The following is a 13658-nucleotide window of genomic DNA, read 5'->3' as shown; positions in this document are numbered from 1 at the left end:
CCTCGTAAGCGGCGCGTACCTCGGCCGTCGGCGCGACCGACCGTGTGGAACCGTCGGGGGAAAATCGATCGCGACCGTCACCGCTCGTGGACAGTCGTCACCTTTAGGACGACCCCGGCCGCCCACTCTGACAGTGCAACCAGCGCGGATCTTCGACGCCTTCCCCGCCCCGAGTTACCGCGGGAACCAGGAACGAGCCCTCCAGGACATTCGCGACGCGTTCGCGGCCGGCAACGACGTGGTCTTCGTGCGGGCGCCGACGGGCAGCGGCAAGTCGCTGCTCGCACGCGCCATCGCGGGCTGTGCCCGAACCGTCGAGGAGGCCGACCCGAGCGAGGCCAGCGGCGCCTACTACACCACGCCGCAGGTCTCTCAGCTAGACGACGTCGCGGAGGACGATCTGCTCTCTGACCTGAACATCATCCGCGGGAAAGGCAACTACAGCTGCATCCTCCCCGGTGAAGAGGGAACGCCGGTGAACCAGGCCCCCTGCGTGCGCGAGCGCGGCTACGACTGCGACGTCAAACACCGCTGTCCGTACTTCTCCGATCGCGCCATCGCCTCGAACCGCGAGATCGCGGCGATGACGCTCGCGTACTTCATGCAGACCGCGGGCAGCGAGGTCTTTCGCACGCGCGACGTCGTCGTCATCGACGAGGCCCACGGCCTCGCGGAGTGGGCGGAGATGTACGCGACGATCCACCTCGGGCCCCGAACCGTTCCGTTCTGGGACGATCTGCGCGTGCCAGACCTCGAGGCGGCCGACGACGACCCGATCGAACGCGCGGCGAGATACGCCGAGAACCTCGCAGGCGTCTGCACCCGCCGAAAGGACGAACTGCTCGCCCAGGAACGCCTCACACCCGCCGAGGTTCGCGAGCGCGACCGTCTCCAGGAACTCATCGGCGAACTCGACTGGTTCGTCTCCGACTATCGCGATCCGCAGAGCCCGACGACGTGGCTGGTCGACCAGACCGCGCCGCCGGAGGACGCATCGACTGCCGCCGAGACAGCGGACGACGCCAGCGGGCCGTCCGACGACCCGCCCGGCGGCCCCGTGACGATCAAGCCGATGAACCCCGAAAAGTACCTCCAGCACACCGTCTGGGACCGAGGAAACAAGTTCGCCCTCCTCTCGGCGACGATCCTCAACAAGGACGCGTTCTGCCGACAGGTCGGCCTCGACCCCGACGACGTCACGCTCGTCGACGTCGGCCACACCTTCCCCGTCGAGAATCGGCCGCTGTACGACGTCACGCAGGGGAAGATGACCTACGAGCACCGCGAGGAGACCCTTCCGAAGATCGCCCGCACGATCGTCCGCATCATGGCGAACCACCCCGACGAGAAGGGCATCGTCCACGCCCACTCCTACGACATCCAGGAGCGACTCGCCGCTCTCCTCGACGACTTCGGCGTCGGTGCCCGGGTTCGCACGCACGACCGCGACGGCCGGGACGCCGCCCTGAACGCCTGGAAAGCGTCTGACGATCCCGACGTCTTCCTCTCGGTGAAGATGGAGGAGGCCCTCGACCTGAAGGGCGATCTCGCGCGCTGGCAGGTCCTCTGTAAGGCGCCGTTCCAGAACACGAGCGACTCCCGCGTCGCCCATCGACTGTCCGAGGGACAGTGGGCCTGGTACTACCGGGCGACGCTCCGGACAGTCATGCAGGCCTGCGGTCGCGTGGTCCGCGCGCCCGACGACTACGGCGCGACCTACCTCGCAGACGAGAGCCTGCTCGACTGCTTCGACCGGGCCCGCTCCGACACGCCCGACTGGTTCGCCGAGCAGGTCGATCGCATGTCGACGCCCGACCTGCCGCCGTTCGATCCGGCAGCCGCGGTCGGCGAGTCGACCGCGTCCGCACGACGAGCGTCGCCGGTCGACCGCTCCGCGGGTGGCACCGATCACGACTCGACCGACGCGTCGTCGAGGCGGTCCGGTCGGACACGATCGAGCCCGCTCGCAGACGTCTGGGACACCGACGGCTGAACCGATCGGATGGCCCCGGCCGGTGTCGCCCCGCCGCTCAGAAGAGCGCCGTGGCGCCGTAGGCGACGACCGACGACACCATCAGGAACGCAAAGAGGATCGCGATGACCTGATTCTTGTCCATGGGTCGGCTTCACGCTGGAACATCTTTACGTTCATCCATCAGTCGAGCCGGTCCCAGTTCGTCAGCCGGACCGGCTCCTCAGAAGTCCGATACACGACACGATGGCGACCGCGGCCACGCCGGGCGTGAATCCGGGGACGCCGTTGTCACCGCCTCCGACCGATTCACTATCGGGTGAACCGGCGCCGGCCGACCCACCGTCGCTCCCGTCTCCTGCCGGGTCGTCGGTGGCGTCGTCACCTGCCGATCCGTTCGTCTCCGGAACCGTCACGTCCGCCGAGTCGCGCTCGTCGTCCGTTCCCGTCTCTCCCGGGCCGGGGAGACCGCCCGAACCGCCGTCGACGTCGATCGTGACGCCCTGCGTGGACAGGGGAATCGATTCGGCGTCGACGTTCTCGACCACCGTGTCGTCGTCGACGAACGCGAGCGTCGTCTCGCCGTCGTCGACGACGGAGAACGTGATCCGGGCCAGTTCCGGCGCGTCGACGGCGTCGTCGGGGACCGTCGACTGCGTGAACGTTACCGTCCCGTCCTCGACGTTGGCGTACGGCGCCGAGAAGTCGGCGCCGTCTACCGACTCGACGGTCACGATGGCCGGATTGAACGCCAGCCCGGCAGCGTAGGCCATCGTGTCCTCGGCCGTCGTCGAGAGCGACACCGTCACCGTCGACTCCGTACGTTCGACTACTTCGAGCCGAAGGTCGGCGGCGGTCGCTGCCGGGGCGGGGGTGGCCTGATCCTCGGCCGTGGCCGGTCGATCGACGGCCGATGCGGCCGTCGTCACGTCCGGTCCGTCTCCGGCGGTCGGACCGGGCGTGGGCTGGATGGCGGTCGCGTGGTTCGTCGCCGCGGCCGGGACGGCGAGGACGCCACCGACGGCGACGGTGACGGCGAGCGCGACGAGTAGCAGTCGGAACGGTGTCGAGTTCTGCGGTGTCATCGGGTAGCTGTGGGTTGTGTATCGAAACGGTGTGATTCGCCGGCGGACGCGGCCAGCGATCGATGCGACGTGCGAGACCGGCCGAGCGGTACGAGCACTCGACCGGCGAGCCGTGGGGACCGCGTTCGACCCGCAGACCGCTGCGTCGCGATCGACCGTCGCGGTCGCGTTCGACGTTAGCCGGCGATGGCACAGCGTGACGCGGGTCGATCGGGTGTCGTTCGTCCCGTTCGACAATCCGTCGGACGGTGAGTGCCGTCGAATCGACGGGACTCACCCGTCGACCGTATCGCGGACGTTAGCCGGCGATGGCCTCCGGGCCGTGGGTGGCGACGATGTCCTCGAGGATGAGGCTCACGTCAGCCGGGGTGACGACGCCGTCGTCGTTGACGTCCGCACAGGCCTCGTGGAACTCGTCCGTCGGTTCCTGGCCCACGATGTACTGCTGGGTGAGCGTCACGTCGTAGCTCGTGACCTCGCCGTCGGCGTTGACGTCGCCGGGGGTACACGGCGCGACGCCGATCGAGCCGTCGTCCGTCGCGACGGTCAGGTGGCCGTTCTGATCGTTGACAGCCGTCTCGTCCTCGTCGAAGGCGAGATCGGTTTCGTCGCCGGCGTCGCCGACGTGTTCGAACTCGATCGTCGCGACCGTCGGCGCTGGGACGTCGGTGGCCTGTCCCTGGGCGAGCGAGACGACGCCCGCCTCGTTGTCTACGTTCGTGACCGGATCGGCCATGTCGACGCCGTCGACGTCCGTCACCTGGACGACGTCCGGGTCGAACTCGACGGCGGTCTCGTAGCCAGCGATGGCCGTGTCGACCGAGAGATCGACGTCGACCCGCTCACCCGGACTGGTGGTGACGTCTTCTGCCGAGATCGTCGCCTCGGCCTCGTCGGTCCCGGTCAGGTACAGGACGCTGTTCGCCAGGATGGTGTCGGCGGTCTCGGTGTAGTCGCCCGCACCGACGAACGGCGTGTATCCGAGCCCGGAGGCGAAGACCGTCGCGCTCTCGTCGTCGACGGCGACGGCCTCGCCGACGATACCGTCCTGATCGCCGGTCGACGCGATGACGTCGAACGACGTGTTCTCGAACCAGGACATGTCGGTAAAGGCCCCGTGATGGACGTCGACGACGTCGCTCGCGTTGCCGACACCGTCGAAGATCGGGTGGTCGGCTTCGAGTTCGTAGACGACCGGAGCGGGCCCGAAGTCGTCCTGGAACGTCGATTCGGGGTTCCCCGTCACGTCCGAGTGGGCGGGCACACCGTTACTGGCCGAGCCCCACTGGTCGAGGTAGACCACGCCGACGTCGGTCGTCTCCGTCTCGTCGACGAAGTCCGCGGCCGCGGCGGGGTCGATTTGCTGGACGACGATCGCCTCGTAGTCGCTCGCGTTCGAAGCGAGCAGGTCGTCCGAGGTGACGACGGAGACGTCGTACCGCATCGGAAGCGTCTCCGAGAGCGTCTCGGCGACGTCCGGCCCGTACGTCTCGCCGTCGTCGAGTACTGCGACGGGGACGAGCTCCTCGAAGACGCTCGTCGGCCCGGTCTCGATCGTCAGGCTGTCGTCGAGGCCGGAGAGCGTGTGTTCGAGGCCGAGTTCGCCTGCGGTGTCCTCCGTCGTCTCGACCGTCACGTCGAGGTCGCCCGTGTAGGGTTCGTCGAACGTGACGGGCTCGCCGAACGCCGTCTCGTCGCCGTTTACGGAGAGCGTGGCGTCTGCGGGGTCGTAGTCGCCCGTCGGATCGACGACGATGGATTCGAGGTTGGCCACGGACAGTGAGGTCGAGAGTTCGTCGCCGCTCTCGATGCGATCGGGCTGATCCTCGGTAACCTCCGCGTCGACGACGGGGGTCAGTTCGACGTCCCTCTGTGCGACGTGACTGTGGTTCTCGATCGTCACCGTCCGCTCCGCGTCGGCGTAGCCGAACGCTTCGACACCGACGGTGTGGGTACCGGGTAGTTGTGTGACCTCGTACGACCCGTTCGCGTCCGTCTCGGTGGACAGTTCGTCGTCGATCGTCACGGTCGCGCCAGCGACGGACGCTCCGTCGTCGGTAACGGTGCCGGCGATCCCCGCCGACGTGTTGGCGAACGCAGACGCCGTGTAGACGTCGATGATGCCGTCCCCGTAGCGGGTGTCGCGATCACCGATGGCGTCCTGGGCCATCGATTCGTCCCAGTAGTCGGGTTTCCAGGCCGTCTCCATCATGAGGTCTTTGACCTCGTACGGCCCGAGCTCGTCGCTGGCAGCGGACATGATCGCCGCCGCGGCACCGCTCTTGTGCGGCGCGGACATCGAGGTCCCGCTCACCTCGCAGTACTCGACGTCGCCGCACATCGACCCGCCGTTCGCGTTCGAACTGAAGACCTGGTCGCCCGGTGCGGCGATGTCGGGCGTGATGTACTCGTCCGGCCACGCCTCGGGTGCGGCGTCGCCCCAGGTTTCGTCGGTGTCGATCAGCATGCCGCCCGAGAAGTCCGTCACGTTCGCGGATTCGTTCGTCGCGCCGCTGGCGATCGAGTCGTAGACGGCACCGGGCGAGCCCGCGGTGCCTTCGCCGGAGTTACCGATCGAGGCGACGACGAGCGTATCCGCCGCCATCGCGTTCCGGACCGGTTCGACGTACTCGCCCGTGAGCGGCCCGCCGAGACTCATGCTCAGGACGTCCGAATCGGTCTGGACGGCCCACTCGAAGGAATCGAGGATCGCCTGGCCGTCACAGGAACCGGTGAGACAGACGCGCGCGACGCCGAGTTCGACGTCGGGGGCGACGCCGATCGCCGTGCCAGAGGCGTTGCCGCCCGAGATCGTCCCGCTGACGTGCGTGCCGTGTCCGTGGTTGTCCACCGGCTCGGAGGAGTTGCCGGCCAGGTCGGTCCAGCCGTCCTCCTCGGCGAGTTCGATGTCCGGGTGGCTCGCGTCGACGCCAGTGTCAGCCACGGCGACGCGAACGCCATCGCCAGTCGCGTCGAACTCGTCCCAGGCGTCCGGCGCGTCGATCTGGTCCAGTCCGTACGTGGTGTTCTGGACGGCCGCCGTCGTCGGGCTCGCTTCGATCGGCGCTGGCGCCTCGAACTGTCGATTCGCGTGCAGTCGTTCGACGCCGTCGATCGTCGCGAGATCGGTGAGTTCGACCCGGTCCAGATCGGCCGTCACCGCGATCGCGTTGGCGATCCACCAGGTTCGCTCGACGGTGACGCCGTCTGTCCGTTCGAGTTCGTCGAGGACCGGTGCCTGCGTCCGGCTCGCGTGCGATCGCAGTGTCTCGATCACCGACGCCCGATCCCCGTCGAGTGCCGACTCGTCGGCCGTCGGCAATCGGACGACGACGTTCGTCGTGCCCGTCTCACGCTGCAGGGCGGTATCGATCGTCGCCGTCGACGCGTCGGTCGAGGCGGCCGAACTCACGTCCAGCGTGCCCGCCGGTTGCTGGGGAGTCGTGGCCGTCGCGACGACCGGGGCCGCGACGGATACCGCCAGAACGCACGCGACCACCACCGCTATCAGCTGTGTCCGTCGATTGGTCATCGGTATCTGTCCCTCCCACCTGACAGTCTCGATCGTCTGACTATCATGCGATCGTGAGAATTCCGAGACGGAATATAGTTGTACTGATGGATATCACGAAATGAGATTTAATATAGTGATTAGTTTCGGATATGGATTTTTGATAGATAGAACGCTGTCGCCTTCTGGTTTGGAAATAGTTGGTGTGGGGTGAAAACGACGATCGTTGACAAACGATTGGCTGACTCGCTCGAGACTGCGACCGGGCGGCCGCACTCGACCGTGTGCGGTGACTCTGTCGCGAGGCTCGAACACGCGAGCTCCCGAAAAATCGACGAGAAAACGGTAACGACCGTCCGATTCAGCTGCTGAAATCGGTCACGGCCGGGCGCGCAGGCCAGCGAACAGGACGATCGAGAGCACGGCGACGAGCGCACTCACCGGTGTGAACCCTGGCATCTCGACGACGCGGTCGGTCATCGAGGTGGACGTGTTGCTACTGTTCGTGGATTCGTCAGCGGACCCCTCGGCCGGGTCGTCGCCCGTCGAGTCGGACGGTTCGGTCACGTCGATCTCGCCGGCTTCGGTGCCGTCGACGAAGAGGGACACAGTTCCCGGCTCGGTGAACGTGTGCGTGAACTCGATCGTCTTCGTTTCGTCACCCGCGAGGACGACCCGCTCTGAGCCGAGCGTTGCGTCGTCGGTCTCGATCGGGACCTCGTAGGCGCCACCGCTATCGCCGACGTTCGAGACGGTGATGGCGAGGGTGACCGATTCGCCGACGGTGACCGCTTCGGGGGAGACGTCGACCGCGTCGATCTGGAAGGACGCGGGTTCCGCGTTCGGGGACGGTGCCGGCGCCGGGAAGCCACCGCCTCCGCCACCGGCGTTCGCTTCGACGTCGATCGTCGTCCCTCGCAGGTCGACGGGAATCTCTTCGGGCGTCGCGTTGTTGACACTCGTGTCCTCGGCGACGAACTCCAGGTCGGTCTGGCCGGTCGCCTGGACGTCGAACGTAATCTCGGCGAGCTCGGGCTCGTCGATGCCACTCGCTTGACTCTGAGTGAAGAAGACGGACCCGTTCTCGTTGTCGATGTTGACGATCGGGTCGTTCATGTCGAGGCCGGAGACGGCGTCGACCGAGACGACGTCAGGATCGAAGGTGACGTTGGCCCCGTAGCCCGCGACGTCGGCGGCGTTGGTTTCGAGCGTGACGCCGATCTGATCGCCGGACTGTTCACCGGCGACGAGCGAGAGCGTATCCGCCGGTGGCTCCTCGCCGCCGTCGTCTTCGACGTCGATCGTCGTGCCCTCGAGGTCGACGGGGACGTCTTCGCTTTCGTTGTTGACGCGGGAATCACCGGGGACGAGGTCGAGATCCGTCTGGCCGGTCGCGATGACGGTGAAGGTAATCTCGGCGACGGTCGGCGCGTCGACGCCGGAGGCCTGGGACTGCGTGAAGAAGACCCAGCCGTTCTCGTTGTCGACGTTGACCGTCGGATCGTTGAAGTCGACGCCAGAGACGGACTCGACTTCGACGATCCCGGGATCGAAGGTGACGTTGGCCTGGTAGCCGGCGGCGTTCTCGACGGTCGTCTCGACGGCGACGTCGATCTGGTCGCCGGATTGCTCACCGGCAACCAGCGAGAGCGTGTCGGCCGGCGGCTCCTCGCCGCCGTCGTCCTCGACCTCGATAGTGGTGCCGACGAGATCGACTGGCACTTCCTCGGACTCGTCGTTGACGAGCGTATCTTCGGCGACGAAGTCGAGATCCGTCTGGCCGGTCGCGACCACGTCGAACGTGATTTCGGCGACGGTCGGCGCGTCGACGCCGGAGGCCTGGCTCTGGGTGAAGGTCACCGTACCGTTCTCGTTGTCGATATTGACGACCGGGTCGTTGAAGTCGACGCCGGAGACGCTGTCGACTTCGACGACGTCCTGGTCGAAGGTGACGGCGGCCTGGTAACCGGCGGCGTTCTCGACGGTCGTCTCGACGGCGACGTCGATCTGGTCACCGGACTGTTCTCCCGCGACGAGCGAGAGGGTGTCCGCCGGCGGTTCTTCGCCGCCGTCGTCCTCGACCTCGATAGTGGTGCCGACGAGGTCGACGGGAATCTCCTCGGGCGTGGCGTCGTTGACGCTCGTATCTTCGGCAACGAATTCCAGGTCGGTCTGGCCGGTCGCCTGGACGGTGAAGGTGATCTCGGCGAGTTCGGGTTCGTCGACGCCGCTGGCCTGGGACTGCGTGAAGAAGACCCAGCCGTTCTCGTTGTCGATATTGACGATCGGGTCGTTCATGTCGAGGCCGGAGACGGCGTCGACCGAGACGACGTCCGGATCGAAGGTGACGTTGGCGCCGTAGCCCGCGACGTCACTGGCGTTGGTTTCGAGCGTGACGCCGATCTGGTCACCCGACTGCTCGCTCGCGGTGAGTGACAGCGTTTTGGTCGGCGGCTCTTCACCGCCGTCGTCCTCGACGTCGATGGTGGTTCCGACGAGGTCGACCGGGACCTCTTCGGTCTCGTCGTTGACGAGCGTGTCTTCGGCGACGAAGTCGAGATCCGTCTGGCCGGTTGCGACCACGTCGAACGTGATTTCGGCGAACGTCGGCGCATCGACACCCTGCGCCTGGCTCTGCGTGAAGGTCACTTCGCCGGCGTCGTTGTCGACGTTCGTGACCGGATCGTTGAAGTCGACGCCGGAGACGCTGTCGACCTCGACGACGTCAGAGTCGAAGGTGACGGTGGCCTGGTAGCCGGCGGCGTTCTCGACGGTCGTCTCGACGGCGACGTCGATCTGGTCACCGGATTGCTCACCGGCAACCAGCGAGAGCGTGTCGGCCGGCGGCTCTTCACCGCCATCGTCCTCGACGTCGATCGTCGTGCCGACGAGGTCGACTGGGACCTCCTCGGACTCGTCGTTGACGAGCGTATCTTCGGCGACGAAGTCGAGATCGGTCTGGCCGGTTGCGACCACGTCGAACGTGATTTCGGCGAACGTCGGCGCGTCGACGCCAGAGGCCTGACTCTGGGTGAACGTTACCGTACCGTTCTCGTTGTCGATATTCGTGACCGGGTCGTTGAAGTCGACGCCGGAGACGGAGTCGACCTCGACGACGTCAGAGTCGAAGGTGACGGTGGCCTGGTAACCGGCGGCGTTCTCGACGGTCGTCTCGACGGCGACGTCGATCTGGTCACCGGATTGCTCACCGGCAACCAGCGAGAGCGTGTCGGCCGGCGGTTCTTCGCCGCCGTCGTCCTCGACGTCGATAGTGGTGCCGACGAGGTCGACGGGAATCTCCTCGGGCGTCGCGTCGTTGACCGAGGTGTCCTCGGCGACGAAGTCGAGGTCGGTCTGTCCAGTCGCCTGGACGGTGAAGGTGATCTCGGCGAGTTCGGGTTCGTCGACGCCGCTGGCCTGGGACTGCGTGAAGAAGACCCAGCCGTTCTCGTTGTCGACGTTGACGATCGGGTCGTTCATGTCGACGCCGGAGACGGAATCGACCGAGACGACGTCCGGATCGAAGGTGACGTTGGCGCCGTAGCCCGCGACGTCACTGGCGTCCGCCTGGAGCGTGACGCCGATCTGGTCGCCGGACTGTTCGCCGGCGACGAGCGAGAGGGTGTCAGCCGGCGGCTCCTCATCATCGCCCAGTTCGAGCGTGGTCCCGACAGGCGTAACTGGAATCCCCTCGGGCGGACTCGAATCGTCGTTGAGCGTCGTATCGTCGGCGTTGAATCCGAGGTCCGTGTCGGTGGCCTCGCGAACGGTGAACTCGATCTCGGCGAGCTCGGGTTGGTCGATCCCGCTCGCCTGGCTCTGGGTGAAGAAGACCCAGCCGTTCTCGTTGTCGATGTTGACGATCGGGTCGTTCATGTCGACGCCGGAGACGGCCTCGACCGAGACGACGTCCGGATCGAAGGTGACGTTGGCGCCGTAGCCCGCGACTGACGTCGCGTTCGTTTCGACGCGGACCGTCGCTGTTTCGCTTCCGATCGATTCCGGTTCGAGTGTGAGAGTCGGTTGGTCGGTCGTGACCGACGTCGCCGAGTTCGGTACGCTCGGACCCGCCGCGGCGGCGAGCGGTGCACATACCGATCCCAGCATGAAGACGGTCAGCACGACCGCGATCAGTTGACTTCTGTTCAGTATCATGGCTTTTTATGCCACCGGTAACGGTGACTCATTGCATTTTCTTTCCGTTAGCATAATAGTCTTTTCCATCGTATATCTATTGGAATTATATATTCTACGACGTACATTTCCTCTAGGATTGAGAATGCTAACGACGGGCCCAATGTCGCGAAAAAAGTAAAGCGACTCTCGGTGATCGTCGGACGTTACGCCGCGACGCCGACGATGATCTGTTGGATGGCGGTGACGTCGGCAGGCGTGATCTCGCCGTCCCCGGTCAGATCCCCACAGTCGGCGTTGAACTCGCCAGGGTCGAGGCCGGCGATGTGCTGCTGGGTTTTCGTCACGTCGATCGACGTGACGTCGCCGCTCCCGTCGACGTCGCCCGGAAGCGCACAGCCACCGTCGCCGATCGTGAGCGCTCCGTCGACGTACTCACTCGGTTCGACCGTGCTGTCTTCGGTGTTGAGCTGCGTGAACGCCTGGTCGAACGTGAGGTCGGTCGCGTCGCCCTCGTCGCCGACCGCTTCGAAGGTCAACTCGGCGAGCGTCGGGGCGTCGACGCCGTTCGCCTGACTCTGCGTGAGGGTGAGCGTCCCGTCCTCGTCGTTGACGACCGGATCGTTCAGGTCGACGCCCTCGGCCTCGACGAAGTCGAAGACCGACGCGTCGTAGGTGATGCGAGCCTGGTAGCCCGCCGTTCCGTCGAGGTCGGTGTCGAGCGCGACCGTCGCGGTCTCACCGGCGCTCGCACTCGCGTTACCGAGACGGATGACGCCCTCGGCCGGCGGTTCGTCCGCTCCGACCTCGATCGAGCCAGCGAGGTACTCCGCTGGCTGGACGATCTCGTCTTCGGTGTTGAGTTGCGTGAACGCCTGATCGAAGGTGAGGTCGGTCGCGTCGCCCTCGCTCCCGACGGTCTCGAACGTCAGGTCCGCGAGCGTCGGCGCGTCGACGCCGGAGGCCTGGCTTGCGGACAGCGTCACCGTTCCATCCTCGTCGTTGACCGTCGGATCGGCGATGTCGACGCCGTCTGCCTCGACGAAGTCGACGACGGACGGATCGTAGTTGATCCGCGCCTGGTAGCCGGCGATGGCGTCGAGGTCGGTGTCGAGCGAGACCGTTGCCGTCTCGCCTTCGCCGACCGTCGCCTCACCCACACGGATGAAGCCCTCTTCCGGCGGCTCGTCCGCCTCGATCGTGACGGGTGCCGAATCGTCGTGATCGGCACTGCTGACAGTCACGTCTCCGGAGCCGGCGTCGTCGGCGGTGGTACTCCAGCCCAGTTCGAGCTGCGTCGAGTCGCCGGCGGCGAGCGAGACGGACTCGCTGTCGACGACCGTCCCGTCGAAGTCGGCGAGTTCGATCGTCTGCGTCCCGCTCTCGTCACCCAGGTTCTCGACGGTCACGTCGACGACCAGTTCATCGCCGGCCGCCACGGGCGAGTTCGTCCCGTCGATCGTGACGTCGAACTCGGCCTGTCCCGGGGGATCGGCGACCTGGCTCACTGCCTCGTAGGCGTCGACGATGCCCGTACCGTAGCGGGAGTCGCGATCGGTATCGGGGTTGTAGTGCTGGGCGTCGTTCGGGTCCCAGTCGTCCGGCTTCCAGGTCGATTCGACGAGAACGTCCTTGACCTCCCACGGATCGAGATCGGGGTTCGCCGACATGACCAGCGCGGCGACGCCCGACATGTGCGGCGTCGCCATCGACGTCCCGCTGACCTCGCAGTACTCGCCTTCGTCGCACATGTCGCCGTCGGGCGAGTCGGCGCTGTAGACGTCCACACCGGGCGTGGTCGCGTCGGGCGCGATGTACTGATCCGGCCAGTGGTCCATCCAGTTGCCCTGGAAGGTCCCCTCCTCGATCAGCGTCCCGGCGGAGAAGTCCGCGACGGTGTGGTTCTCGTCGACGGCGCCCGCCGCGATCGAGTCGTACGGTGCGGCCGGCGAGATGACGGTCCCCTCGCCGCTGTTTCCGGCACCGGCGACGACGAGCGTCCCCGCGTCCATGGTGTTGTAGACCGGTTCGACGTAACTGCCCGAAGGCGGTCCGCCGAGGCTGAAGTTGAGGATGTTCGAGTCGGTCTCGACCGCCCACTCGAACGATTCCATGATGGCAGCCGGATCGCAGGTACTGCCGGGGCAGACGCGGACGTTCGCGAGTTCGACCCCCGGCGCGACCCCGATCTGAACGTCCGAGGCGTTGCCGCCGGCGATCGTGCCGCTCACGTGCGTGCCGTGACCGAAGGAGTCGACAGGCGTCGACGAGCCCCCGGTCGCGTCGTACCAGCCGTCTTCCGCGGCGAGTTCGATGTCCGGGTGGTCGGCGTAGACGCCGGTGTCGGCGACCGCGACGCGAACGCCCTCTCCGTCGACGTCGAACTCGTCCCACACGTCGTGAACGTTGAGCATGTCGATACCGTACGTGATATCGTGGAGCGGTTCCGGATCGTTCTCGGACGATTCGACGGGATCCGGAATCTCGAGCGTCTCGGCCGGCAGGATGCGTTCGACGCCCTTTACTCCGGCGAGCGTCTCCAGGTCGATCTCGTCTAAGTCGGCCGTCACGAGCACGCTGTTTCGAATCCAGAACGTGTCTTCGACCGTCACGGCGTCGTACTCGCCGAGTTCGTCGAGTGCGGGCCCCTGCGTCTCCTCGGCGGTCGACTTCAGCGCCGAGACGACCGCGTCCGGACCGGCCTGGCGCGTCGAGGCGTCGATGTCCGGCAGGTACAGGAAGAGCCGTGTGTCACCTGATTCGTCCGCGAGCGATTCGTCGATCTGTGTCGGCGTCGCGTCGACCGCGTTCGTGGTGTCGAGCGCCTGGCGCTCGACAGGGACGGTGGTGGCCGCTCCGAGCGGAACGAAGACCGCCCCCACCAGCAACGCGGCGAACACGACGGCGACGAGTCGCGTCGTATGCTGTCTCATGAATTTAGTCGCCATCCTTGGAT

At 66.3% G+C, this 13658-nt stretch carries 6 protein-coding genes; 1 reads left to right on the top strand and 5 read right to left on the bottom strand.

Annotation, left to right across the window (positions count from 1 at the left end):
* Positions 1 to 133 precede the first annotated feature (133 nt).
* Complete coding sequence (locus NO366_RS02340; RefSeq protein ID WP_256532708.1) at positions 134 to 1993, top strand: helicase C-terminal domain-containing protein; 1860 nt, start codon at positions 134 to 136, stop codon at positions 1991 to 1993.
* A 37-nt stretch (positions 1994 to 2030) separates the two neighbouring features.
* On the opposite strand, the gene NO366_RS18580 is transcribed toward NO366_RS02340, so the two are convergent.
* The 5 genes from NO366_RS18580 to NO366_RS02320 all read right to left on the bottom strand — a co-directional run bounded on the left by NO366_RS18580 (position 2031) and on the right by NO366_RS02320 (position 13635).
* Positions 2031 to 2117 carry a surface glycoprotein gene (locus NO366_RS18580; RefSeq protein ID WP_382274387.1) on the bottom strand — a complete coding sequence of 29 codons (87 nt, stop codon included), beginning with the start codon at positions 2115 to 2117 and terminating at the stop codon, positions 2031 to 2033.
* Between the two features lie 61 nt (positions 2118 to 2178).
* Positions 2179 to 3057, bottom strand: a complete 879-nt coding sequence (locus NO366_RS02335) for a hypothetical protein (protein ID WP_256532707.1) — start codon at positions 3055 to 3057, stop codon at positions 2179 to 2181.
* Positions 3058 to 3355: 298 nt separating this feature from the next.
* Positions 3356 to 6589, bottom strand: a complete 3234-nt coding sequence (locus NO366_RS02330) for a S8 family serine peptidase (protein WP_256532706.1) — start codon at positions 6587 to 6589, stop codon at positions 3356 to 3358.
* Positions 6590 to 6946: 357 nt separating this feature from the next.
* A complete protein-coding gene (locus NO366_RS02325) occupies positions 6947 to 10723 on the bottom strand; it encodes a cohesin domain-containing protein (protein WP_256532705.1) in 3777 nt (1258 codons plus the stop codon).
* A gap of 185 nt (positions 10724 to 10908) precedes the next feature.
* Positions 10909 to 13635 carry a S8 family serine peptidase gene (locus NO366_RS02320; protein ID WP_256532704.1) on the bottom strand — a complete coding sequence of 909 codons (2727 nt, stop codon included), beginning with the start codon at positions 13633 to 13635 and terminating at the stop codon, positions 10909 to 10911.
* Positions 13636 to 13658 lie beyond the last annotated feature (23 nt).

Origin of the sequence: Halovivax cerinus, from assembly GCF_024498195.1 — an archaeon.
GTDB classification, from domain to species: Archaea; Halobacteriota; Halobacteria; order Halobacteriales; family Natrialbaceae; genus Halovivax; species Halovivax cerinus.
The sequence above is the reverse complement of the archived record's forward strand: the minus strand, read 5'-3'. Positions and strand labels throughout refer to the sequence as shown.

Bases quoted from the DNA above. Each gene is read 5' to 3' on its own strand.
- NO366_RS18580 (WP_382274387.1), bottom strand. From the start codon at position 2,117: ATGGACAAGAATCAGGTCATCGCGATCCTCTTTGCGTTCCTGATGGTG.
- NO366_RS02335 (WP_256532707.1), bottom strand. From the start codon at position 3,057: ATGACACCGCAGAACTCGACACCGTTCCGACTGCTACTCGTCGCGCTC.
- NO366_RS02330 (WP_256532706.1), bottom strand. From the start codon at position 6,589: ATGACCAATCGACGGACACAGCTGATAGCGGTGGTGGTCGCGTGCGTT.
- NO366_RS02325 (WP_256532705.1), bottom strand. From the start codon at position 10,723: ATGATACTGAACAGAAGTCAACTGATCGCGGTCGTGCTGACCGTCTTC.
- NO366_RS02320 (WP_256532704.1), bottom strand. From the start codon at position 13,635: ATGAGACAGCATACGACGCGACTCGTCGCCGTCGTGTTCGCCGCGTTG.